The following is a 24,402-nucleotide window of genomic DNA, read 5'->3' as shown; positions in this document are numbered from 1 at the left end:
ATGACCAACACCAACAAACAATCCGCAACCGACGGCGTCCGTCTTGCTCTTCTGAATAATCGTCTGGAGGGGATCGCGCGCAAGATGGCAAACACGCTGCTGAGAACCGGCCGCTCCGGCGTGCTGAGTATTGCACGCGATTTCTCATGCTGCATCGTGACCAGCGGCCACGAGTTGCTGGCCTCCGCCGAGAGCCTTCCTATTCACGTGCTGTGCGGACCCGACCTGATGGCAGCGTCCATGAAAGCCTTCCACCCCGAACTGCGCCGGGGCGACGCATTTCTCCACAATTCGCCCTATCACGGCTGCTCCCATCCGGCCGACCACACCATCCTGGTGCCGGTGCTCGATGACGACGGCGTGCATCAATTCACGGTCGTGGCGAAAGCGCACCAGGCCGATTGCGGCAATTCCCAGCCCACGACTTACATGGGATCGGCCAAGGACGTCTACGAAGAAGGCGCACTGATCTTCCCGGCCGTGAAGATACAAGAAAATTACAACAATATCGAAGACATCATCCGCATGTGCCGCATGCGGATTCGCGTCCCGGATCAATGGTGGGGCGATTATCTCGCGATGATCGGCGCCGCCAGGATAGGCGAACGCGAACTGGTGGCGCTGGCGAAGGAGGTGGGATGGGAAGCGCTGCGCGCGCATTCCGATGATTATTTCGACTACAGCGAACAGCGCATGATTGCCGCCATCAAGCGTCTGACCGGTGGCCATGCGCGCAGCGAAAGCACCCATGACCGGTTTTTTGACAGCATGCCGGAAGCCGGCGTCACGATTGGCGCATCGGTCCTGGTCAATCCGGACGATGGAATGATAGAGGTGGATCTGCAGGACAATCCGGATTGCCTGCCCTGCGGGCTCAATCTCAGTGAAGCCTGCGCGCGCACCGCGAGCATGGTAGGCATTTTCAACAGCCTTGACCATACCGTGCCAAAGAATGCCGGCGCCTTCCGCCGTATCAAGGTCAAGTTGCGCCATGGCTGCATTGTCGGCATTCCGGAACACCCTACTTCCTGTTCGGTCGCGACCACGAATATGGCCGACCGTGTCGCCAACTCCGTGCAGACCGCGATCGCGCAGCTTGCGGATGGTATGGGCCTGGCCGAATGCGGCGCCGTGATTCCACCTTCGGTGGGCGTCATATCCGGACGCGACCCGGTCACGAATCATCCGTTCGTCAATCAGCTTTTCCTGGGATTCACTGGCGGTGCCGGTGCGCCGCATGCGGACGCCTGGCAAACCATCGGACATGTCGGCAATGCCGGTCTGTGTTTTCAGGATAGCGTCGAACTCGATGAAATGCGGCATCCGATTTATGTACACAAAAGGGAATTCATCGCAGACAGCGAGGGCGCCGGGCGCCATTGCGGCGCACGCAGCATGTATGTCGAATTCGGGCCCGTCAACTGCGACATCGAAATCGGCTATGTCAGCGATGGTGCGGTCAATGGCCCCAAGGGTGTGCGCGGCGGTATGAGCGGCGCGCAGGCACAGCAATACAGGCGCACCGTGGAAGGCGCCATCGAAGACCTGCCGCCCTGCGCGCAAGTCACGCTGCATGCCGGCGAACGCATTCTGTCCTATTCATGCGGCGGCGGCGGATACGGGCTACCTCACAAGCGCGATGCCGAACGCGTGCTGCACGATCTTCACGAAGCTTACATCACCGCAGCGCGCGCGCAGGACGTGTACGGCGTCGTGCTTGATGCAGAAGGCCAACTTGATGTGCGAAGCACCACAGCGCTGCGGGATGCGATGGAAAACGCTTCGACTGCAACACGCGCGCAGTAATGCGGCAATACCACTCCGACAAACGACAACTATCATAAAGGAACAAATATGGATCCGATGCGCAAAGGCCAACGATGGATACTCGATGCATTCATAGCGTCTGGCGGGATCGATGTGCTGCACCCGGAAGCGGGTGCCGTGCTTGAAGAGCTGGGTTATAACTCTTCCGACATGAAACGCGTGTTTGAACGCGTCAAGGCGACCTCGATGGTGCCCGCGGCGTGGAGCAGTGTTGCCGCCGAAATCACCAAGCGCGCCGATTACTGGTATGCGCGCGGCTTTCGCGCGGCGGCGCTCGGCTTGTTTGAGAGAGCGACGCTGCTATACGCCCGGACACATTATTCCATCCTCGCCGACGATCCGCGCCGCACACGGTATCTGCAGAAAACCCTGCAATCCTTCGAGCGCGTGATGGAGCTGACGCCGCATGAAATTCAACGGGTAGTTCTGCCATTCGAAGACCGGCATTTGCATGGAATCTTTGAAAACAACGCCGGCGCGGTGAAACAACCCTGTGTCATTTTCCTGCCTGGCATGGACATGTTCAAGGAAGACTGGCATGGCGTGATTCGTCATCGGGTACTTCCGCGCGGTTGGACGGGGTTTGCATTTGATGGGCCTGGACAGGGCGAGACGCTCACTGGCGGCTTGAAAATGACGCTCGACAATTATGATCGCGCATTGAGCGCCGTCATCGACTGGCTAAGCCAGCAACCGCAGGTCGATCCGACGCGGATTGTCATCATGGGATCAAGCATGGGTTCCTGGTGGGGCGCACGCGCCGCCGCTGTTGAAACCCGTATCCGGGCAGTCGCTGCCAACATGTCGAATCTGGGGGATAAATTTGTCTTATTAAACCAGGCGCAGCCGAGCTTCATGGCCGGCTTGATGTTCATGACCGGCATTACGGACGTCGAAATTTTGCAGGAATTTTCGAAATCAATGGCGCTGACAGAAGTGGCAAAAAAAATCAGCACGCCTTTCCTGGTGGTCGCCGGCGAGAATGACGAACTGACGACACTGGAATCCACGATCGACTTTTATCAGCGGGTCACCGGCCCCAAGGAGCTGTGGATCTACCAACACGAATTCCACCCGATCGGCCCGCAGTCGAACGAATGGATCAATGCGTCGCTGGACTGGCTCGACCAGGCGATGTCGTCCGGGTTTGCATCAGACTACGCGCGTCAGACGTTTATCACGAAGTCCGGCGACTATATAGAGGGTAGCGGCGAACCATTATGGTGGAACCCTTAAAGCCGGTCTGGCACGCTTGTCCTTCCGAATATTCACGATTCAATCCACGCCAAAATTCTTATGATCTATACCCTAGGTGATCGCTCGCCAGACATTGCGTCCGACGTTTTCGTTGCGGACAATGCGACCGTGATCGGATCCGTCATTCTCGGCCATCGCGCAAGCGTCTGGTTCAATGCGGTGTTGCGAGGCGACGTCGAGCCAATTACCATTGGCGAAGACAGCAACGTTCAGGATGGAGCGATCCTCCACACTGACCCCGGCAGCCCGCTAAGCGTGGGTCGCGGAGTGACGATCGGGCATGGCGCAAAACTTCATGGCTGCACGATCGGTGATTTTTCGCTGATCGGCATCAATAGCGTCGTTCTCAACAACGTGGTCATTGGCCGGCATTGTGTCATCGGTGCAAATGCACTCATCCCGGAAGGCCGTCAAATTCCAGATGGCGCATTGGTCATCGGATCGCCGGCCCGGGTGGTGCGCATGCTGGCTCCCGACGAAATCGAGAAACTGGCGTGGGCGTCGAACCATTATGTCCACACGGCGGAAGTGTATCAAACATCATTGAAGCGGCAACGCCTGGACTGTTCTTCGCCAGTGAGATAACCCGGTAGGCTGGGATTGCATCCCAGCCTGGTTTTTTATTTTCTCAAAGACTCCTGAATGATCCTTTCGGCCTTCATGTCGGCGACCACATCGACCGGGAGACGATCATCCTCTGCCCTCTGAAAAATATCAAGCAGCGTGTCGCCGATCCGCTCCACATCGCGCATCATGCGCGCCCGATCGAAGCTTGCGCCTTCATGGCTGATGCTGATCACGCCACCTGCATTGATGACGTAGTCAGGGCAATACAGGATTCCGCGCTCCATCAATATACTGCCGTCCGCTGGCGTGGCGAGTTGATTATTCGCAGCGCCGGCCACGATGAAGGCGCCAAGTTGCGGAATGGATTCAACATTCAACACCGCACCCAGTGCACAAGGTGCGAAGACATCTGCTTTGATTCTGTGGGAAGCGGCGACATCCACCGGCTTGCCGCCGAATTTCTCGACCGCCAGTAACACGCGCTCGGAACGTATGTCCGCCACATGCACAGTTGCGCCCGCTGCTGTCAGTTCAGCGACCAGATGCATGCCGACGTTTCCGAGACCTTGCACAACGACCGTTCTGCCATGAAGCTCGGATGACCCTGTCCGATGCAACAGCGCCGCTTTGATACCCGAAAAGACGCCATGGGCGGTCGCCGGCGACGGATCGCCGGCGCCCCCTTCCGCAACGCCGCGAACATGGCGCGTGACACGGCGCGACGCTTCCATGTCCGCTACCGAGATGCCGACATCCTCGCCGCTAATATATGATCCGCTGAGCCGTTCGATGAAACGGCCGAACGCCATCATCATTTCAGGTGTTTTATCGACAAACGGGTCGCCGATAATCACCGCTTTGGCGCCGCCGAAAGATAGACCTGCCAATGCATTCTTGTAGGTCATTCCTTTCGATAGCCGCAACACATCCGACAATGCGTCGGTATGACTTGCATACGCCTTCATCCGGCACCCACCCAGGGCGGGACCCAGAACGGTCGAATGAATCGCAATGATCGCGGACAGGCCCACGTCGGGCTCGTGGCAAAAGACGACATTTTCGTGCCTGGAAAATTCGGGATGTTCGAATACGTTGAATGCCACTATTAACTCCTTTTTGTATGTTCAAAAAACCGCAGGTAACGCTATACCCATTCGCCTTCGCGTCACTAAACTGCACGCACCGAGCTTATTCAAACGGCGCCAGATAGTCAGATAACGCAGAAAAGAATATCATTACAAGGGGTACCGTTTCTCTGCTAACTTCACCCTGAATTTCCAGTTTTTTAACCGTATTCACTACAAATTCAGATTTTTTTAGGGTTTTTCGCCAATGCAGATCGATCACATCGATGCACAGATTTTGAACGAGCTTCAAAGGGATGCGCGGATCAAAACCGTTGACCTTGCGGAACGGGTATGTTTATCTCCTTCGCCATGCTATCGACGCCTAAAGATTTTGGAAGAGAACGGGATCATTCGTCAGTATGTGACGCTGCTGGATCAGGACAAGATCGGCTATCCGGTGAATGTATTTACGTTCGTTCAACTGGAACGCAAAACGGAAGCTGCCGTGCTCAGTTTTGAAGAAGAAATCGCCAAGTGTGAAGAAGTCATGGAATGCCACTTAATGACCGGAACGCATGATTACCTGCTGCGCGTGGTGGCAACGAATATCGCCGGGTACGAGCGCTTTATTCAGACAAAACTCACCAGAATTGACGGTGTGCGCGACATCCAGTCATCGTTTTCATTGCGTCGTGCGATTTACAAGACTGCACTGCCTGTCAGTAAATCCGAAAATAACGTGTGAACCATGTAGCTGCACCCATACCCCTGACTAATACCGGGATCCGTAACGTAAAACCCGACTTTGGCTCCAATGCGATATTGCTTCAGGTGCCGACACTGGACAAAGCCAGCATCAATCCATCCAACCCCATCAAGCGCCCATAAAGCGCGTAAGCCTTTTAAATCAAAGACTTACGCGCTACGTTCTGGCGGTGCGTGCAGATTGGTACGTTGCCGCCTGCGGCCTGTACCACGGTAACGGCAATCGCATTAAAGATATCTTCAGCACTACAGCCGCGCGACAGGTCGTTGGCCGGCTTCCTCAGTCCTTGCAACAACGGACCGATCGCAACAGCGCCGCCGACACGCTCGGCCAACTTGTAACCGATATTTCCCGCATCGAGATTCGGGAAAATCAACACGTTGGCCCTGCCGTTCACCACAGAGTCCTTGACTTTGCGCTGGGCGATCTCGGCCACGATGGCAGCGTCGAGTTGCACGTCGCCGTCTATCGCCAATTGCGGACGGAGTCGTTTCACCCGTTCGGAGGCGGCGACCACCTTGTCGACCGACGCATGATGTGCGCTACCGCTGGTCGAAAAAAAAGCATTGCGACGCGTGGCTCTTCCATCAGCAGAGCGCGTGCGCTGTCCGCCGCAGCCATCGCGATTTCGGAAAGCTCCTCGGCAGTCGGATCGACCACCAATCCGCAATCGGAAAAAATCAGGCTGCCCTTGAGCGAGTGAAACGGCTCGCACAACATCATCAGAAAGAAGCTGGAGACCAACTTGAACGACGGATGCACCCCGATGATCTGGATCGCATTGCGCACCACATCGGCGGTGGTGTGAACGGCCCCTGCGACCGAGCCGTCAGCATGGCCGAGGCGCACCATCAGAACAGCCTGAAGGTGCGGGGTGCTCCTGATGAGGGGATGGTCGTCGCTACAGTAGCGGGGGTTCGCCTGCCGCCGTTGACGTCGAACCTGCTGATTAATAACACCTACCGTGGCGCACGCCATGGCTGTCTTGCTCTTGCAAGACCCGGCGAACCCAGTTGCGCGGACGCCCGACGCGGCATCCCGGTAAATGCAAAATCAACCTCGGGCTGGCAGCCGCAAACTATGTCCACAATCGCGCGTCCAGCGCCACAGCCCGTGGTCAAGCCGAGAATGCCGTGCCCGGTGTTCAAAAAAAGATTGCCGAATTTCGTCTTGCCGATATAGGGTACGTTTGCGCCGTTCGGGTGGCAGGAACGTATTTAGTTCTGCGTAGAAATGAAATGTTGCGGTAACCATGTCGCGCTGCCATTTGTATCTACAATCATAGATGAATTCGCAGACAAGTCGCGGCTGCAACTGCGTCAGGCTCACATCACCGCATGCCGCTGCTGAATCACTTCTTGCAGTGCCAGCGACGCCTTGGTTTTGTAGCGCGCCTTGTGACGTAACAGGTAAAACGAGCGCGGCGGCAGGTCGATGTTGACCTTGCAAAGCAAGCCGGCTTGAAGGTGCGAGGCTACCACCAGTTCCGATACCACCGTCGCAAAAGGCCCCGACATCACAGCCGAGCGCACTGCTTCGTTCGACGGTAGCGTCAAGGCGATCTGCAGTCCGCCCACGTCGACGCCGATCACATCGAGGATTGCTTCAAAGGCGGAGCGGGTGCCCGAGCCTCGTTCACGCATGATCCATTGGCCAGTAAGCAATTCCGCCGGCTTCAGCCTCTCACCGCTTGCCCATGGATGGCCGGGCGCGACGACGGCGACGATGCGGTCTTCGTCGACCGTTTCTATCGCCAACGCCGCTTCGTCTATGTGCCCTTCGATGAATCCCAGGTCGGCCGCACCTTCCACCACGGCTTGCGCCACTTGCTGCGTATTGCCGACGGTCAGGTAGAGTTCAATCTGCGGATACGTCTGGCGAAAGCGCACAAGCAGCGCCGGAAGCCAATAGCTGGCAATCGTCTGGCTGGCTTGAATGCTCAGCGTCCCACGCTTGAGCCCACCCAATTCCGCCAACGTCAGTTCCGCCGCGCGCGCGCTAGCCAGCGTGGCCCGCGCTTCCGTCAGAAAAATCCGGCCCGCCGCGCTGGTCTCGATGCGCCGTCCCACCCGGTTGAACAGCGGCGTGCCATACCGGTTTTCCAGCACGCGAATGGAGGCGCTCACTGCAGACGGCGTCAGCGCGAGGGCGGTCGCCGCTTGCGTCAGGTGTTCGCGTTCAGCGACCTCGACAAAGATGCGTAATTGTTCCAGCGTCATTTGATCGTTCGATTTTATTTAACAGAATATGTAAAATTGTAAGATGGACTCAACGATTTGTCGAGTCGATAATCGCCTCACCGAATGGGTAAGGGGCGTGTCAAATGAACACAAATATAATAACAACCACTAAAAAACTACTTCCCGGATTGGCGCTGTGTGGGCTTGTCACCGCAGCCGCCTTTGCGCTAGAAGGCCTGGAAACGCATCTGTTCGGCCGCGCCTGGCTGGAAAGCCTGGTGCTGGCGATCCTGCTCGGCAGTATCGTGCGGACTTTTTACAGCGTGAATGCGCGCTTCGACGCCGGCATTAATTTCGGCGCCAAGATGGTGCTGGAGATCGCAGTGGTGTTACTGGGCGTATCGGTCAGCGCCGGCGCCATTCTGGAAAAAGGACCGGCCCTGATCGGCGGTATCGCGATCGTGGTGGTGATCGCCATCCTCGGGAGTTATTGCATCGGCCGGGCGGCTGGCTTGCCGAAAAAAATGGCGATCCTGATTGCCTGCGGCAATTCCATCTGCGGCAACTCGGCCATCGCTGCGGTGGCACCAGTGATTGACGCCGACGGCAAGGACGTCGCTGCCTCCATCGCTTTTACCGCCGTGCTCGGTATCGTGGTGGTACTGACGCTGCCATTCCTGGTTCCGTTGCTATCGCTTTCGACGGTCCAGTACGGTATTTTCGCCGGACTGACCGTCTACGCCGTGCCGCAGGTGCTGGCGGCGACCGGAGCGGTCTCTCTGACCAGTGCGCACATCGGCACGTTGGTGAAGCTGGTCCGTGTCCTGATGCTGGGCCCGGTCGTGCTGCTGTTGTCCTTGTTTGGCCGCAAGGAAAGCGGCCAGCGTCCGTCGCTGTCGCAGATGGTGCCGTGGTTTATCGTCGGCTTCCTGCTGTTGATGGTGCTGCGGTCCTTCGAGCTTGTCCCTCAGTTTGCGATCAAGCCAGCCCAGATGTCGGCCAACCTCCTGACCATCATGTCGATGGCTGCACTCGGGCTCGGCGTCGACGCCCGCTCGGTGTTGAAGGCTGGCGGACGGGTCACTGCGGTGGTCATTCTGTCCTTGCTGGTATTGTCCGTGATCAGCTTTGGCTTGATCAAGCTGCTGGGTATCGCCTGAATAGGCCATTCATCGCTTGCCCCCTTACCGATAGGGGGAATGTATGGCAGTCCACGTTGCTGCGCACTCGCGGCGCGCAGCCACTTCCTTCGGATGGTCGGTGAGATAGGGGTCCTTATTCGCGACACGGATCGGATTGTAAAAACACGAAATATTTAAAAATAGATACACAACGTACCGATTTTTAAATATTTAGTTGACACTTGGCGATCAGGACCATAAATTAAAGCGAAAATTAAAAATCGGTACAAAACGTACCGCATAAAGACTAATTTCACACTCAAAGCAGAGAACATGAGCGATCAGTTGCAAATCAAGAATGAAGTTACCAAGGACTTCCTGCAGGCTTTCAGCGATGCCTGGAACCGTCACGACATCGATGCCCTGATGAGCTTCATGGCCGACGACTGCGTATTTCACGCTGCGGCCGGTAGCGAACTGTACGGCAAGACTTTCGAAGGGCGCGAAGCGGTTCGGACCGGATTCCAGCTCGCCTGGCAGACGTTCCCGGATGCGGCCTGGCTCGATGCAGCCCATTTCGTCTGCGGCGACCAAGGCGTATCCGAATCGACATTCTGCGGCACCAAAGCCGATGACACCCGGATCGAAGCGCGGATGGTCGACGTCTTCACTTTTCGAGACGGCAAGATCGCCGTGAAGAATGCCTTCCGCAAGGACCGCCCGCCGGTTGTCAAAGTCGGCGCTTAAGTCAGTATGTCATCCAGACTGATCGAGGACGCAATATGGATACAACTGTCGACAGCCACGCAGCGGATTACGGTAGCAGCACCAGCCCGTCCGAACCGTATGATCCGGCGTACGACCCGCTGGTGTCCGTCAGCCCGGGACGGGGCAGGTGAATTTTTAAATACGTACTGAGCTGGTGTGCGGTGATCGTTTTTTTTTGCCGCTTTCCAGCACCAGGACCTTTTACAAAAAATTCAGCGCATCTTTTCCATGATTGACGCTCACACAAAAAAAATACAGCAGGTGACGCGCGCTCATTAATAACCACCCCCAATTAGGAGACACGGTGACATGATTAAGGAACAAGATAATTCAACTGGCTTGCAGCACTCCCTAAAGCAACGCCATATGACAATGATTGCACTCGGCGGCGTTATCGGCGCCGGTTTGTTTGTTGGTAGCGGCGTCGTCGCAAAAGCTGCAGGTCCTGCGGTAATCCTGTCCTTTTTGCTGACCGGTAGCTTGGTAGTTCTCATCATGCGCATGCTGGGTGAGCTGGCTTCATCCGTGCCGGTCGTCGGGTCCTTTTACGAATATGCACGATTGGCTTTCGAGGACCGGCCCAAGGTGTCCAAGTTCCTCGGCTTCATGAGTGGGTGGATGTACTGGTACTTCTGGGTCGTGGTGGTCGCGCTGGAATCAATCGCCGGTGCGAAGCTGATCAACTTCTGGTTGCCAGACGTTGCACCTTGGGCGATCAGCCTGACTTTGCTGGTTTTTATGACTGTGCTGAACTTGTTTTCCGTGAAGTCGTTCGGCGAATGCGAGTTCTGGTTCGCCTCAATCAAAGTGGTCGCGATTTCTGTATTCCTGTTGCTGGGCGGACTGTTTTTGACAGGCATGTTGCCTCATACCGTACCGAGCCTTGGACATTTTTTCAGCGCAGGAGGATTCATGCCACATGGGTGGGCCCCGGTTCTCAGCGGCGCGGTCGCCGCCACAGCATTCTATTCCGGCGCCGAAATCGTGACGATCGCTGCTGCTGAAACAGCAGACCCGGCCAAAGCGGTGGCACGTGCCACCAACTCGGTGATTTACCGCGTGCTGGTGTTCTATGTCGTGTCGCTGTTTGTCGTTGTCTGCATCGTGCCATGGAATTCGCCCGACATCATGACGCCGTTTGTCAGCGCATTGAAAGTGATGAACATTCCCTACGCGACGCATATCATGAATGCAATTATCCTCACGGCGGTGTTGTCTGCGCTGAACTCCAGCCTGTACGCGTCCTCGCGCATGATTTTCGCACTGACGCGTCGTGGCGATGCGCCGACCGCGTTGGTCAAGTTAAGCAAGAACGGCGTTCCGGTGCGCGCCATTTTCTTCAGCACCTTGTTCGCATACGCCGCGATCGGCGTATCTTATTTGTCGGCGGACCTGGTGTTTCCATTCATCGTCAACTCGTACGGCACGCTGATCCTGTTCGTGTACCTGCTGATCGCGATTTCGCAGTTGCGCATTCGTGCGCGAATGGAGCGCGAGTGTCCCGAGCGCATCAAGGTACGCATGTGGCTGTTTCCATATCTCACCTATTTAACGATCGGTGTGATGCTCCTGATCTTTGGCGCGATGAGTATCTCGCCGGACCCGGAACAGCGCTTGTCGTTCTGGTTCGGCCTGGGCAGCGTCGGTGTGCTGATTGTGCTGTATCTTGGAAAACTGGCATTTGAAAAGAGCAGTGCAACGGCCGCCACCCACTGCCCGACTGTCATCGATGGCACGCAGCAGGGAATATAGTGAAAGCGATTGCCGGTGAGAGCGTGCAAAATATGGGGAGATGACAAGGCGAAGCATTCGGAACTATCCCTATCCTCCGGTAGGCACTATGAAGGCAGTTAATTTTTGAGTTTGGCTGGAGTGGCGTAACTGACGTAAGGTTCTCGCTTCGATTTGCCGAATTCGCTCGCGAGTAATTCCAATTGCCTGACTAACTTCTTCTAATGTATGTTCTTCTTGATCATCAGTGAAACCGTACCGTAACCGCAGGATATTCGCCTCTTTCGGGGCAAGTGTCGATAGCAATTCATTCATTGTGTCCCGCAAGCACCGGTTCATTACCCGGTCTTCCGGTCCCGGGGACGTATCCGCTAGCGACCCGGAAATCGTTTCTGTCACGTCCATATTCCCGGCACTTGAATCTAATGATACGGTTTCTCTGGATGCTCTTAGCGCCTGTTTAACCTTTTGAACAGGCATGGACAATTGTGAGGCAATATCAGATGCGCGAGCCGATTTTCCAGTTTTAGATTCGATGCCATCTCGGACACGTTCAACCTGATTGACGAGGTGCATCATGTGGACAGGCAAACGAACGAGACGCGCCTGATCCGTAATTGCTTTGGATATCGATTGGCGGATCCACCAGGTGGCATAGGTAGAAAATTTGAATCCTCGACGATAGTCAAATTTCTCGACGCCCTTTATTAGCCCCAAATTTCCCTCTTGAATAAGATCGGAAAGTTCCATTCCGCTCCATGCATATTTTTTGGCGATTGAATATACAAGCCTAAGATTGGATTCAATCATGCGACGCCTAGCTCTACTAGCGTCGTTGATGGCCAAAGATATTTTTTTTCCAAATTCAAGTTCGGCCCCGGCCGCAGTGACTACCTGTTCTAAATGTTCAAGAAATCGCCAGGAGAGACGCAGCCCGCGCAAGACTGCTAAAATTTCATTTGAACCGCCTGGAGATAAGGCTGGGAGCAACCGATGAATATCGGCAATACGGGATCGAAAGTCAGGCAATAGGTTGTTTCCAGCATCAAAGCCTTCATTGTTTTCCTCATCTTCATTCGTGGATTCAGGAACTTCAATTTCTTCATTGATGAGTGTGGCGCCATCCTCAAGATTCACAGCGACATCTTTATTTACCATCATACTGTGAGGAATTTTCCCTTGCTCTATTTCAGCAGCCACCCGAAGTATTTCAACAAGCGCCGAAGAGCAACACGCAACGGCGGCAATGGCCTCATCCAGCGCCGCCTCCATGGCTCGCCCGAGATCAACTTCTGCTTCTCGTGACAACAGAGCCTCGCTCCCAAAGGCTTTAATATAGATTCTTAATGGATCATTCTCTTGTAGCGTCAGGTCAGAAAGAAAAGCAACCGCGTTTTCGGCCAATTGCTCCGATTTCTCTTCTACATAGGTGATGTCGTTTGGCGCCCGCCATCCAAAAGAGTCATCATCAATTATTAAGCCGAGTTCGCCCACGGTGAGAAATAGGTGAGCAAGCAATTCCTCATCAGGCTCACTGCCGTTGTCGGTTGCAACTTCCGTGATGCGCGAACGGGATACACTCCCGTGCTCAAGTCCGTCGAGGAAAAGTTCGTATGTTGCGCTGCGGGCGTCGACATCCAGGCGGCTTTTTCGCCTTCTGCCGCGTTGTGCACCGGCCAAATCAATATGTCTGTCTGACCCAACTTCATCATTGTCAGCCGGGAGGTGTGCAGATATTTCCTTTTGGATCAGTGAAGCCAATGCCAAGGATTGTTTGTCGGCTAACGGGGGAGCAGAATCAACGACCTCTATCGAAACGGATAAATCCAATGGCGTCTCCGAACCCGGCAAGGCCCTCCAACGAAATGGATTTCGGTCAGGGCGCTTCGCGATAGAAAGTTGGACGAGTTGCTGTATAGAGGCAAGCCAATCCGACGTCAGTTCGTTGGTTTCCGGATCTGCGTAGGTCATCATGTACATGTCAATCACCTGCGCCAACTCACCTTTCACGCTGTGATTCGCTTGGGCTGCAAGTATAGAAAACCGTTCCAGCATTGCGGGAGGCGCGCGCACCACGTTATCCATCGACGTCGCCTTCGCAATTTCCCGGATCGAAGTGGTCAACATCACCCGCCGGTCTTCCTCGCTCATAGGGCCGACTTTAGTAGTCAGCGTGAAGCGAGGTTTAAGTGCCATTGCCTCTTCGACCTTTGCATCAATGGCGGCGATATCAGGGTGAGTCCAGCGGGAATCCCGATTGTCGCGGATTTTCAGTAGTGGCTTACCTGTTTGCATGGAGAGATGATTGATGATGCGTCGTGGTAACGCATCGTCCATTAGGAGTAAGCCGCAAAGCTGATTGGCAAGAAATAATGCTTACCTATCCCCTCTGCCCTTCAATTTTTTCATAAATTTCAATGATTTCGTGAGCGATCTCTTCGACCGAAGTGCCCATACGCTTAATACGATATTTTTTCAGATATTTAACGATCTTATTTTCGTCTTGAGCCTGTGCTTGCAGCACGTAGCATAAATAAAACAAGGAAATGCCCCGCTGTATTGGCCTTTCCTTTCCTTGCCTTCCCTCAACCCAATTTTCTGCAAATTTTAAAATCAAGTCCTTATAAGCTTGAAATATGTCTTCTAACTCGCCAATTGTGTGGATCCCCACATAATTCAGCCTTTCCACATAGCTACCAAGCGTGTCATCGTTTTCGATAATTCTCCAATTTGCGATAGAGGCCAGGTTATTCTCTATATATTGAAAAGAGTTGTTGTTCCTTGCAAACGCTATTAGTGAATCCTTATCAATTTCAATGGATTGTGGCTGTTCCTTAATTTGTCCTACAAGAGTTGCATTATAAGCAGCAAGATCTTTTCGTATCGCAGTAAATTCAGAGTCGGCTAACTCAAGTAAGCCCGCAAGACGCGAAAATTTTCGACGAGCTTCCTTCGGTAGCTCATGCTTCGACTTATATCCTATGCTGTGCTCAATCTCTGCCCACGCATGCTGAAGAATAGAGCGCGTTTGTATTTCCAGCTTTAAATGGCTGAAACGCCTGTATTCAAGTAGCTCGCATCGGCCAGGACCCAAACTGATAACGTGATGTATTGACAAATATCCAAAGTGATCAGGATCCAGTAACGTACGCTTATCAACGGAATTTTCACGATCAATAGCGAATTCTTGTTCAATCAAATCCACTATTCGATCAACATCGTCTTCAAAAAAGGTCGTTATACGTACTCCGGAAATGTCAGTAATGTCGCTTAACTGCGTGTAACTACTTCCCTCTTTAGTAATTTTATTGGCGAGGCTCGTTCTATCTTTTGTTCTATGTGTAACGGTGTGGACATTGATCCCATGACCCGCCAGTATTTCTCTAATTAGCCCTGCGACCTTTGTTGTGAATAGGTCGTACAGATCTTTCTTTGTATCAAATTCTTCGAGTATCCGCTCGCTCACGCTGTTGCTCCTTAATTCATGGATTTTGCACATTTATGTAAAACGGGTGGCTACGGATACATAAAAAACTGACTGGGCTAAAGCCCATATCGTCATACGCGACTCGGCCGTGCCCATCGCGTAGTGACTGCAATGTCTGAGCTCACATGGCGTGGCAATACCTCTTTTGAACAAGATGTTTGAGGAAAAAAGACTTGCCTGACGTTAAGTTCAGGCAGGTCAATGGCGCAGGTATACGATGCGACGGCATCAGCACCGTAAGACTAAACCAGCGATGGGTAACGGCTAGCCCACGGACGCTCGCGCTCCAATTGCCCTGCAAGCTGGAACAACAAACCTTCGCCCCCGACCCGGGCAGTAAACATCATGCCGATCGGCAGACCGGTGTCGCTCCAGCCTAATGGAACCGACATTGCCGGTTGTCCTCCGACATTCGCCACCACGGTAAACGAGGCGCTGCCCATCATGGCCCGGCCGTAATCGTCGAACGGCTGGTTCAGAGTGAGCTTGCCAAGCGGTGGCGTCAGGGTGGCAGTGACCGGCGAGAGAATCACATCATATCGATCAAACATGTTTTCCATGTCCATGGAAATAGTCTCAAACGACTGGCGCGCGCGATACAGTGTTTCGCCACTGGCACCCTGCGCTGTGCGCAAAATATGGCGAGTGACCGGCTCCAGCTCGTCAACCTCGAATGGCCGCCCCAACACTTTTTCCCGGTCGCGGATAGCGGTCAACAAAGCGATGCCGATAACCGCACCGTGTGCGCCGAAAAGTTGCTGAGCATCAACCGGCAGGCGCGCACTTTCGATTTCGTGCCCGAGCGAAAGCATCAGATGGACAGTGTCATCCAGGGTTTTGCGGATCGCAGGATCCAGAGCCACGCCGGTGAGCGATTCGGTGACTAGCGCCACGCGCAGCCTGGCGGATGGGTGCTGCACGTCATCGACAAAGGGACGCTCGCGCGGCGCAAGCCAGTAAGGACTGCCTTTTTCATGTCCCTGGCCGACATCGAGCAGCAAGGCGGAATCGCGCACGCTGCGCGAGACCACATGGGCGACGCTGGCGCCAAACCATGCCTCGAAATGTCCCGGACCGCTCGGTGTCCGGTAACGGCTCGGCTTCATCCCAAATACGCCGCAGTACGATGCCGGAATGCGGATCGAGCCGCCGCCATCGGTGGCGTGCGCAGCTGGCACGATGCCTGCGGCCACAGCGGCGGCGGCCCCGCCCGAAGAACCACCTGCGCTCACTGATAAATTCCATGGATTGCAAGTCTTGCCCCACTGTTTCGACTCGGTGGAGGTGGAAAGTCCGAACTCCGGAGACGTAGTTTTTCCGAACACGACCGCACCTGCATTTTCATATCGCTCAACCAAGGTACTGTTGTTCTCAGCAGGGGTTGCCTTCGCAAAGAAACAGCTACCGTTGGTTGTGACTGTCCCTGCAAGATAGGCATTAAGATCCTTGATCAGGAAAGGAACACCCGCCAAAGGGCCGCTGCGATCGTTGCCCTTGAGCTTGCGGGAGGCAAGCAAGGCTTGCGCACGCTCGTCACTACGCACGATAACGGCATTGACCTTAGGGTTGACGGCATCGCAACGCGCCAACGCGGCTTCGAGCAATTCGCTTGCGCTCATCTGTCCCCGGCGCACTGCATCCGCCATGGCAGTGGCATCCATGCCAGCATATTCTGTTGCATTTTTCACATCTATTTGACGTTGTCCTGCCGGCGTGCTCTCAGTGCTCATTATCGTTTCTCCTAACATGTTTTTAATATCCGGTACCTGTCCCCGCGAGTGGCTCCTTCGATTGGCCTGCGCGGGAATTATCTGCACTATCAGCTAGCTTTGCTACCCTTGCCCTTGGTTCGCGTTCCGACGTCCAGCCAGCAAGCCAGTGCAGGCAACAGAAAAATTGCGCCCAACAGGTTGACCAGGAACATAAAGGCCAGCAGTACACCCATGTCAGCCTGGAATTTCAAAGCCGAGAAAGCCCAGGTACCGACCCCGATCGACATCGTGATCCCCGTAAATACGGCGGCGGTTCCGCGCTGGCGCATAGCCTCGTAGAAAGCCTCGCGCAATGTAGCGCCGTTGTGTCCCATCTCATGCTGCAAACGTTCATACAGGTAAATGCCGTAATCGACGCCTACGCCGACGCCCAAAGCAATCACCGGCAGGGTCGAGACCTTTAGGCCGATGCCCAGGATGGCCATCAGCGCATTACACAGAATCGACACCAGCATCAGCGGGATAATGATGCAAAGTACGGCCTTCCAGGAGCGGAAGGTTAGCCAGCACAACAGGGTAATTGCACCGAAGATGGCGGCCAGCATTTGCACTTCAGCCCGCTCAACCGCCTCGTTCGTGGCGATGGCCACGCCGGCATTGCCGCCAGCCAGGAGGAAATGCACGTTGGGCGTCTTGTCTGCGGCGATGAATTTGCGTACTTCACCGACCACATGCTTAAGCGTCGTGCCCTGATGATCTTTCAGATAGACAATTAGATTAACGGTACCGCAGCCCTCTGTATTAAGTCCGAGTTCGGGACTGGCAGCGCGCGCACCGGTACGCAAGGATGTTTCAGCGCGCTGCAGAGCGGCCCAGCGTGGATTACCCTCATTGTTGGCAGCAGCAGCGAGTTTGGCCAGGCCTGCCACGGTTGTCACCGAACGTACGCCATCGACGTTGCGCATGGCGAAGTCAAAACGTTCGACCGCATTCATCACTGGCCACTGCAAGCAAGCCTCGGTCGTGTTTTCGGTTTCCACATAGACCGATAAAGTATCCATGCCGATCGCATAATTGTGCACGATTTTTTCGTTATCGCGGTTGTAGCGCGAATCGGCACGCAACTCTGGCACGCCGGCCCCAATATCGCCAGTCTGCAAGTGACGCGAGTACATGGCGCCCCCCATCAGTAGCAACATCGACACCGCCAACGTTATCAGCGCATTGCGCGGTTCGGCAAACGCCGATACAGACCACCAGTAGCCATGACGTGCATTATTGCTGGCGCGCACGCCCAATGCTGCAGGCTCCAGACGCAGGTGTGACAAGATGATCGGCAGCAGCATCTTGTTGGTGGCAATCATCAGCAGCACGCCCAGACAGGCGGTAACGCCCAGCTCATGCACAATCGGAATATCGATCAACATAATCACCATGAATCCCAGCGCATTGGTCAACAATGCCACGGAACCGGGGATAGCCAGCTTGCGGAACGCGCTCTTGGCGGCCTCTTCCGACGGCAGACCAGCCACCACTTCCTGCTTCCATGCATTGGTCATCTGTACGGCGTGCGACACACCGATGGAAAAAATCAGGAACGGCACCAGGATCGACATCGGGTCGATGCCAAGGCCGATGATCGGCAGCAAACCCAGCAGCCATACCACGGGCAGCAACGCCACTAGCAAGGCCAGCACTGTCAAATTCTTCGACCGCGAGTAAAGCAACAGTAACAGCGCCGTGATCACGAACGAAATGCCGAAGAAACTGATGACGGTAAACAGGCCATCCATCACATCACCGACCACCTTGGAGAAACCGATTATTTGTATATCCACCTGGTCGCTTGAAAAACGGGTCCGGATATCTTCCAGCTTGCGTGCAACCTGGCTATAGTCGAGCTTTTTCCCGGTCTGCGGATCTACCTCGAGCAGATCAGCCTGGATCATTGCCGACTTCAGATCGTTGGCCACCAGACGGCCCACTACGCCGGATTTTGCCACGTTGGAGCGCACCTTGGCCAAGCCTTGCGCATCGTCCACAAAGTGCGATGGCACGACTACCTCGCCGACGAAACCGTCCTCCGTGACCTCGATGTACTTGACGTTCGGCGTGAAGATCGAGAAGACCTGGCCGCGGTTCACGCCGGGAGTGAAGAATACTTCATCCGTCACACTTCTCATGGTCTTGAGAAAGGCCGCGTTATAGATATCGCCCTTCCCTTTCCAATGCACGCTGACAAGTATCCGGTTACCCCCCGAGAACGTGGATGCGTACTTTTGAAATACTTTCATGTATTCATGCTTGAGCGGGATCAGTTTATTGAACCCCGGGTCCATATGCGTGCGCAAAGCCGACGCACCCAAGCCAACCGTGATGAGAAGAAAGAGGATGCTTAATGGCTTGCGCCATCCGATCAGGGCACGTGCGATTCGTGCAACCAATGCATCGCTTCGGGAAACAGGGGGTAAAGAGGGCAACTTAGTCATTTTGAAATTCCTGAATTTGATGTCGCAGCGCTCACCGCGAGGGCGCTGTCCATGTCTGCCGGTAACCGCTTTTTCAGGCCCCTGTCACTGGCAAGGAGCCAGCTGCCGTCAGGCATCGAAACGATGTCGGTCAAGGTAGCGCGCCCTCCCGCCGAAACGATATTGAAATGGCTGCCGCCGTCAGTGCTGGCCATTACAGTCCCGCCTTGCCCGACCAGTAACAAACGACCGTCGGCAGTAATGGCGCCAGATAGCAGCGAAACCGGGACAGGCACGAACGACTTGATCCAGTCGTGACCGTCATCCGTGCCGCGGAACACATTCCCCCGCATGCCGTAGACGACCCATTCGGACTCACCCAGGTGCACCGCACCATAAAAAGAGCCGTTGTAGAACGACGGCACGGCAGTCCAATTCTCGCCGCCATCATCGGACTGCAACACCAGGCCACGTTCGCCGACAATCAGCCAATGACGGTGGTCAGGAGAACTTACGATCCGGTTCAGATGCTTGTCCTCGACACCGGAAATCTGAAAACGTTGCCAGGTCTTGCCATCGTCGTCTGAACGCACTGTGCGGCCAAAGGCCCCGACTGCAATCCAGCGGCCCGACGGGAGCCGCGCAGTACTCATCAGCGGTTCCCCGTTCTCCTTGTCGAAGGCCTGCTCGCGCCAAGTCCGTCCCCCGTCTTCAGTGCGCAGAATCCAGCCTTCGTGACCAACCGCTATACCCATCAGGTCGTTAGCGAAGACTACCTGCGTGATCAATGCCTGACGTTCGACAGACAGGGCGGCTGGCTGCCAGCTTTTGCCCTGATCTTGCGAAAACAGGATATGCCCGAGCTCGCCAGCGGCAATCAGGCCCACGCCGGACCGAACGACGCTGTTCAATTGCATATTCTCGACCACATTAGGTGTGGTTCGGATTGAAGGCGTTTCTCGGGGTGAAAATGAATAGATTGAAGCAAGCAGCACGATGCCTGCTATCGCTACTCCGACTGGTGTTCGCATGAACTATCTCCTTAAACTGCCGCTATTCAGAATCATTGCTATCTTGTGAGCATTCTTAACCAGCCGCTACAGATAGCATCGTCCGAAAGGGTTATTACGAACAAGCGATACAAGTTAATACAATAAAACCGGCCTGTTTTCCAACCAATCTGCGATAAGGGATTAGGTAGTCTCATCAGACGATGGCTGGATACCGACGGCTGGCAAAATATGTCGATGCATAGCGGCTGCATAGCGCTATTCAAGACACCTCGCAAAAAGGCTGCAGATGCCATTGAGAAAATACCAACAAAGATTAACTGTAATGCTCCAGAGAATTCAGGTGCTTTAGAACATATCGCCCAGTCCTGTGTGGCACGGCCGATGGTGAGATAAAGGCGATTGGACGCTCAACAAAACAAGCGCAAAACCACGTAGATTTTCGCCAATCAAGGAGACGCAATTTGAAACATCGCGTGATGCTGACAACTCTGGCAGCAAGCATCCTGAAAATGCTCGTACTCGCAACACCCATTCAAGCCTTGGCGCAGGAGAATACCCCATCGCCCACACCCGGTCTTGTGCTGCCCATGCCAATGTCAAAGTCGACCGCTATCGTCGGACGTACCTTCAAGGACTCGGTACCGCCTAAGCTGCAAATCATGCGACCTCCAGCAGGCGCACCCAATGTGGTGGTAGTGCTGCTAGATGACGTCGGTTTCGGTGCCGCCGGTACCTTTGGCGGACTAATTCCTACACCGACACTCGATATGCTGGCGCACCAGGGCCTTCGCTACAACCGCTTCCATACCACGGCGATGTGCTCCCCCACGCGAGCATCGCTCCTCACTGGGCGCAACCCTCATGCGGTCGGTTGGGGCGTCGTCAGCGAACTCAGTACCAGCTATGACGGCTACGTCGGCATGATCCCGAAAAGCGCGGCCACCATCCCCGAGATTCTGCGCTTGCACGGATATAGCACCTCTGCATGGGGCAAATGGCATAACACCGCCATATGGGAAACATCGGCGACGGGGCCTTTTGATCATTGGCCAACCGGAGAAGGATTCGAGAAATTCTATGGTTTTCTCGGCGGGGCCATGGACCAATACGAACCAGAGCTTTTTGACAATACCACGCCGGTCCAGCACCCCCGGAAGCCCGGCTATACCCTCACCGAAGACCTGGCAGACCATGCTATTGCCTGGATGCAGCTGCAAAAGTCGGTGTCGCCAGACAAGCCATTCTTTGTGTACTTTGCACCTGGCGGCACCCACTCGCCGTTACAAGTGCCTAAGCCCTGGATCGATCGCTTCAAAGGGAAATTCGATCAAGGTTGGGATAAAGTCCACGAGGAAATCTTTGCACAACAGAAACAGCTTGGCGTAGTTCCCACCGATGCAGTCCTCACGCAGCGGCCCAAGGAGTTGCCGTCATGGGACAGCCAATCTTCGGATCAGAAGAAAATTTCGGCCCGCCTGATGGAAACCTACGCCGGATTTCTTGCACAAACCGACGCACAAGTGGGCCGGCTGGTCGAGACATTGCAACAGATGGGACAGTTCGACAACACGTTGTTCATTTATGTAGTGGGCGACAACGGCGCAAGTGGCGAGGGCGGGCTGCATGGACACTTCCATGAGATCGATGGTTTCAATGGCGTGCCCGAAGACCCGGCTACGCTGGTCAAGCGACTCGACGAAATCGGCGGCCCCACCTCGTATTCCCACTATCCCGCCAGCTGGGCATGGGCCATGGACACACCGTTCCAATGGATGAAGCAGGTGGCTTCGCATTTCGGCGGCACTCGCAACCCGATGGTCATCACCTGGCCGAAGTACATACGTGAACCTGGTGGACTCCGGTCGCAATTCTCGAATGTCAGCGACCTGATGCCGACTATTCTTGAAGCCGCCCATATTCCAGCGCCCACGTTGGTGAACGGCGCCGCGCAACAGCCGATCGACGGACAGAGCCTGCTGTACAGTTTCAATGCCCCGCAGGCCACAGGTCGAGACCGTGTCCAATATTTCGAGATGCTCGGCAACCGGGCCATGTATCGCGACGGATGGATGGCATCGACCACGCCGACCCGGATGCCATGGAACGTGCTGAAATGGGGACCAAGCGCATTGGGCACGGAGAACTGGGAGCTGTATCACATTGACAAAGATTTCACCCAGGCCCACAACTTGGCGACGCAATACCCAGAGAAATTGCGAGAACTGCAGGAGCTGTTTTGGACAGAGGCCGAGAAAAATCATGTTTTGCCGTTGGACGATCGTTTCGTCGAGCGGCTGTCGCTGACAAATACTGCCGGTCAGTCTGACCGGCCTAGTTTAACCGCCGGCCGCAGCAGCTTCGTCTATTATCAGGGCGCGGTGGCCGTCAACGAAACCAACGCGCCAAACATAAAGAATCGCTCATATGCCATTACCGTGCATGCGCAAATCGCTGAAGTGGGCACAGAAGGTGTGCTGGTGGCCGAAGGCGGCACAACATCCGGTTGGTCGTTATACCTGAACAAGGATGGCGCGCCGGTATACACCTATGTATTCGCCGGCAAGCGCACGACCATTACCGGGTCTCAACGTTTGCCGGCGGGCAAGACAGTGATGCGTTTCGAGTTTACTTACGATGGTGGTGGACGCGGCAAGGGTGGTACCGGAAAACTGCTGGTCGACGGCAAGACGGTTGGTGAAACCCGCATCGACAAGACCGTCCCCAATCTCTTTTCCATGAATGAGAGCTTCGATGTGGGCACCGACACCAAGTCGCCCGTCGGCAACTATCCGCGTAACTATGTATTCAACGGCAAGATCGACAAGGTCGTCGTTGATCTGAAATAAGCTGTAGACATGCCTGTGTAAAATCCGGCGCAAAATGCGCGCTTGGGCAAAGCGTCTTTTTGTGACTACTTATAGTCGATATCTTGCTGCCGGGGAACTCTCGCCACGCGCAGCGAATCCCCATTCGGCTTCGGTAGGTAGCCGAATGGGAATTCAGCATTGGTGGCAGCTTTAGCTGAGGCTACGCTTACTCAGAACCTCCTCTACTTAATCAGAGATTCCTAAGGATTGATTTGCAATCGGCTCGCCTTTCTTTAGATCATAGGATCTAGTCTCCTCAGACGATGGCCGGATCATGTCGGTTGGCGCACTATATATGCATGTATGTTGGATTGCCGGCCCAACAGCCTGAGCCGGCGCAGATAACTGGGAAAATCATGGGACTTAAAGGACAGGCCGCGCTCGTCGGTGCCGCGCAATATAAACCGGAAAAATATTCGACCGCGCCACGCATGTTCCACCTGGAACAGGTGGCCGATCTGGCAGGACAGGCACTGGCCGATGCAGGTCTGGAGTTGCGGGACGTGGATGGTCTGGTAGTACCGGGGCCGCAGTTTCACGAAGCCAGCATGTTCGTGCCGGCCATGGTGGGTGAGTATCTGGGCGTGCCACTTAATTTCGCTGAGGTGATTGATCTGGGCGGAGCCAGCTCGGTCGGCATGATCTGGCGTGCGGCGGCGGCGATCGAGCTTGGTTTATGCAATACCGTGTTGTGCGTGATTCCTTCACGCATGGCCCCACTCGGTATCCAGGACGACCACGCTGCGCAAGTGATGAAAGCATCCCGCTTCGGCGGTCATAGCACCCACTACGGTGCACCGGAAGCCGAGATGGACCTGCCTTACGGTCACATGGCGCAGAACACCGGCTATGCAATGATTGCGCAACGCTACGCAGCGGTTCACGGCTACGACGCCGCTGCGCTGGCACGCATCGCAGTGGATCAGCGCTTCAACGCCTGCCACAATCCGCAAGCGATGTTTTATGGACAGCCGATCACGATCGACGACGTGCTGGGTTCGCGCATGGTCGCCGAACCGCTGCGCATGCTCGAAATCGTGATGCCGGTAGCCGGCGGCGCGGCCGTCATCGTTACCCGCGACGACATTGCACGTCGCTGCAAACATCGCGGCGTACAAATCATCGGTTGCGGCGAGCATGTGCAATCCAAATCGCCGACTTATGCGAAGGACATGCTCAATACACCGATTGGCCCGGCATCGCGCAGAGCCTTTTCCATGGCTGGCATCAAGCCCGCCGATGTGCATATGGCGCAAATCTACGACTGTTACACCATTACCGTGATGCTCTCGCTTGAAGATGCGGGGTTTTGCGAAAAAGGACAAGGCATGCAGTTCCTGCGTGAAAACAACTTCACTTTCAAAGGCAATTTTCCAATGAACACACACGGTGGACAATTGAGTTTCGGTCAGACCGGCACCGCCGGCGGTATGACGCAAGTCATTGAAGCTATCCATCAGATTCAGGGACGTGCAGGCGAACGTCAACTGGCGCGCCACGATCTGGCGTACGTATCCGGCACCGGTGGTGTCATGAGTGAGCAGGGTGCGCTGATCCTGCGAGGAGCATAA

At 55.0% G+C, this 24,402-nt stretch carries 15 protein-coding genes and 3 pseudogenes; 9 read left to right on the top strand and 9 right to left on the bottom strand.

Features of this window, described 5'->3' with window-relative positions; all coding sequences use genetic code 11:
- The 3 genes from AC3CHX_RS05695 to AC3CHX_RS05685 are packed head-to-tail and all read left to right on the top strand — an operon-like array spanning window position 1 to window position 3,669.
- Window positions 1-1,806, top strand: coding sequence for a hydantoinase B/oxoprolinase family protein (locus AC3CHX_RS05695; RefSeq protein ID WP_488643117.1), 1,806 nt, complete (start codon window positions 1-3; stop codon window positions 1,804-1,806).
- A 48-nt stretch (window positions 1,807-1,854) separates the two neighbouring features.
- The gene (locus AC3CHX_RS05690; RefSeq protein WP_488643116.1) at window positions 1,855-3,063 is read left to right on the top strand and encodes an alpha/beta hydrolase; all 1,209 of its coding nucleotides are present in this window, start codon (window positions 1,855-1,857) and stop codon (window positions 3,061-3,063) included.
- A 60-nt stretch (window positions 3,064-3,123) separates the two neighbouring features.
- Complete coding sequence (locus tag AC3CHX_RS05685) at window positions 3,124-3,669, top strand: gamma carbonic anhydrase family protein (protein WP_488643115.1); 546 nt, start codon at window positions 3,124-3,126, stop codon at window positions 3,667-3,669.
- 35 nt (window positions 3,670-3,704) lie between these two features.
- Here AC3CHX_RS05685 and AC3CHX_RS05680 read toward each other — a convergent pair whose 3' ends face one another.
- Window positions 3,705-4,754 carry a Glu/Leu/Phe/Val dehydrogenase dimerization domain-containing protein gene (locus AC3CHX_RS05680; protein WP_488643114.1) on the bottom strand — a complete coding sequence of 350 codons (1,050 nt, stop codon included), beginning with the start codon at window positions 4,752-4,754 and terminating at the stop codon, window positions 3,705-3,707.
- Window positions 4,755-4,983: 229 nt separating this feature from the next.
- Between AC3CHX_RS05680 and AC3CHX_RS05675 the strand changes: the two genes are divergently transcribed.
- Window positions 4,984-5,463, top strand: a complete 480-nt coding sequence (locus tag AC3CHX_RS05675; protein ID WP_488643113.1) for an Lrp/AsnC family transcriptional regulator — start codon at window positions 4,984-4,986, stop codon at window positions 5,461-5,463.
- Between the two features lie 157 nt (window positions 5,464-5,620).
- On the opposite strand, the pseudogene AC3CHX_RS05670 reads toward AC3CHX_RS05675, so the two are convergent.
- The 3 genes and pseudogenes from AC3CHX_RS05670 to AC3CHX_RS05660 all read right to left on the bottom strand — a co-directional run.
- Window positions 5,621-6,345: pseudogene (locus AC3CHX_RS05670) on the bottom strand (phosphate acyltransferase); the annotation flags it as partial.
- A gap of 98 nt (window positions 6,346-6,443) precedes the next feature.
- Window positions 6,444-6,677 (bottom strand): annotated as a pseudogene (locus AC3CHX_RS05665) (hypothetical protein); the annotation flags it as partial.
- 132 nt (window positions 6,678-6,809) lie between these two features.
- Window positions 6,810-7,703 (bottom strand): LysR substrate-binding domain-containing protein, encoded by an 894-nt coding sequence (locus AC3CHX_RS05660; RefSeq protein ID WP_488643112.1) that lies wholly within the window; start codon window positions 7,701-7,703, stop codon window positions 6,810-6,812.
- 104 nt (window positions 7,704-7,807) lie between these two features.
- Here AC3CHX_RS05660 and AC3CHX_RS05655 point away from each other — a divergent pair, with 104 nt between their 5' ends.
- The 3 genes from AC3CHX_RS05655 (at window position 7,808) to AC3CHX_RS05645 (ending at window position 11,305) form a co-directional block, all read left to right on the top strand.
- Window positions 7,808-8,824, top strand: coding sequence for a YeiH family protein (locus tag AC3CHX_RS05655; RefSeq protein ID WP_488643111.1), 1,017 nt, complete (start codon window positions 7,808-7,810; stop codon window positions 8,822-8,824).
- 294 nt (window positions 8,825-9,118) lie between these two features.
- On the top strand, window positions 9,119-9,532 hold the full coding sequence (locus AC3CHX_RS05650) for a nuclear transport factor 2 family protein (RefSeq protein ID WP_488643110.1): 414 nt from the start codon (window positions 9,119-9,121) through the stop codon (window positions 9,530-9,532).
- Between the two features lie 330 nt (window positions 9,533-9,862).
- The gene (locus AC3CHX_RS05645; protein ID WP_488643109.1) at window positions 9,863-11,305 is read left to right on the top strand and encodes an amino acid permease; all 1,443 of its coding nucleotides are present in this window, start codon (window positions 9,863-9,865) and stop codon (window positions 11,303-11,305) included.
- A 69-nt stretch (window positions 11,306-11,374) separates the two neighbouring features.
- Here AC3CHX_RS05645 and AC3CHX_RS05640 read toward each other — a convergent pair whose 3' ends face one another.
- The 5 genes and pseudogenes from AC3CHX_RS05640 to AC3CHX_RS05620 form a co-directional block, all read right to left on the bottom strand.
- The gene (locus AC3CHX_RS05640) at window positions 11,375-13,621 is read right to left on the bottom strand and encodes a sigma-70 family RNA polymerase sigma factor (RefSeq protein WP_488643108.1); all 2,247 of its coding nucleotides are present in this window, start codon (window positions 13,619-13,621) and stop codon (window positions 11,375-11,377) included.
- A gap of 43 nt (window positions 13,622-13,664) precedes the next feature.
- On the bottom strand, window positions 13,665-14,750 hold the full coding sequence (locus AC3CHX_RS05635) for a GTP pyrophosphokinase (protein WP_488643107.1): 1,086 nt from the start codon (window positions 14,748-14,750) through the stop codon (window positions 13,665-13,667).
- A 263-nt stretch (window positions 14,751-15,013) separates the two neighbouring features.
- On the bottom strand, window positions 15,014-16,501 hold the full coding sequence (locus AC3CHX_RS05630) for an amidase (RefSeq protein WP_488643106.1): 1,488 nt from the start codon (window positions 16,499-16,501) through the stop codon (window positions 15,014-15,016).
- A gap of 22 nt (window positions 16,502-16,523) precedes the next feature.
- Window positions 16,524-18,972: pseudogene (locus AC3CHX_RS05625) on the bottom strand (efflux RND transporter permease subunit).
- Window positions 18,969-19,982, bottom strand: a complete 1,014-nt coding sequence (locus AC3CHX_RS05620; RefSeq protein ID WP_488643105.1) for a WD40/YVTN/BNR-like repeat-containing protein — start codon at window positions 19,980-19,982, stop codon at window positions 18,969-18,971. Before AC3CHX_RS05620 ends, AC3CHX_RS05625 begins: the two are co-directional and overlap by 4 nt.
- A gap of 443 nt (window positions 19,983-20,425) precedes the next feature.
- Between AC3CHX_RS05620 and AC3CHX_RS05615 the strand changes: the two genes are divergently transcribed.
- Both AC3CHX_RS05615 and AC3CHX_RS05610 read left to right on the top strand, forming a co-directional pair.
- Window positions 20,426-22,810: an arylsulfatase gene (locus AC3CHX_RS05615; protein WP_488643104.1), complete on the top strand. Its 2,385-nt coding sequence runs from the start codon at window positions 20,426-20,428 to the stop codon at window positions 22,808-22,810.
- A gap of 377 nt (window positions 22,811-23,187) precedes the next feature.
- Entirely contained in the window at window positions 23,188-24,402 is a 1,215-nt protein-coding gene (locus AC3CHX_RS05610) for a thiolase family protein (RefSeq protein ID WP_488643103.1), read from the top strand.

Source organism: Glaciimonas sp. OK215, from assembly GCF_057787885.1.
The sequence above is the reverse complement of the archived record's forward strand: the minus strand, read 5'-3'. Positions and strand labels throughout refer to the sequence as shown.

Bases quoted from the DNA above. Each gene is read 5' to 3' on its own strand.
- AC3CHX_RS05695 (WP_488643117.1), top strand. From the start codon at position 1: ATGACCAACACCAACAAACAATCCGCAACCGACGGCGTCCGTCTTGCT.
- AC3CHX_RS05690 (WP_488643116.1), top strand. From the start codon at position 1,855: ATGGATCCGATGCGCAAAGGCCAACGATGGATACTCGATGCATTCATA.
- AC3CHX_RS05685 (WP_488643115.1), top strand. From the start codon at position 3,124: ATGATCTATACCCTAGGTGATCGCTCGCCAGACATTGCGTCCGACGTT.
- AC3CHX_RS05675 (WP_488643113.1), top strand. From the start codon at position 4,984: ATGCAGATCGATCACATCGATGCACAGATTTTGAACGAGCTTCAAAGG.
- AC3CHX_RS05660 (WP_488643112.1), bottom strand. From the start codon at position 7,703: ATGACGCTGGAACAATTACGCATCTTTGTCGAGGTCGCTGAACGCGAA.
- AC3CHX_RS05655 (WP_488643111.1), top strand. From the start codon at position 7,808: ATGAACACAAATATAATAACAACCACTAAAAAACTACTTCCCGGATTG.
- AC3CHX_RS05650 (WP_488643110.1), top strand. From the start codon at position 9,119: ATGAGCGATCAGTTGCAAATCAAGAATGAAGTTACCAAGGACTTCCTG.
- AC3CHX_RS05645 (WP_488643109.1), top strand. From the start codon at position 9,863: ATGATTAAGGAACAAGATAATTCAACTGGCTTGCAGCACTCCCTAAAG.
- AC3CHX_RS05640 (WP_488643108.1), bottom strand. From the start codon at position 13,621: ATGGACGATGCGTTACCACGACGCATCATCAATCATCTCTCCATGCAA.
- AC3CHX_RS05630 (WP_488643106.1), bottom strand. From the start codon at position 16,501: ATGAGCACTGAGAGCACGCCGGCAGGACAACGTCAAATAGATGTGAAA.
- AC3CHX_RS05620 (WP_488643105.1), bottom strand. From the start codon at position 19,982: ATGCGAACACCAGTCGGAGTAGCGATAGCAGGCATCGTGCTGCTTGCT.
- AC3CHX_RS05610 (WP_488643103.1), top strand. From the start codon at position 23,188: ATGGGACTTAAAGGACAGGCCGCGCTCGTCGGTGCCGCGCAATATAAA.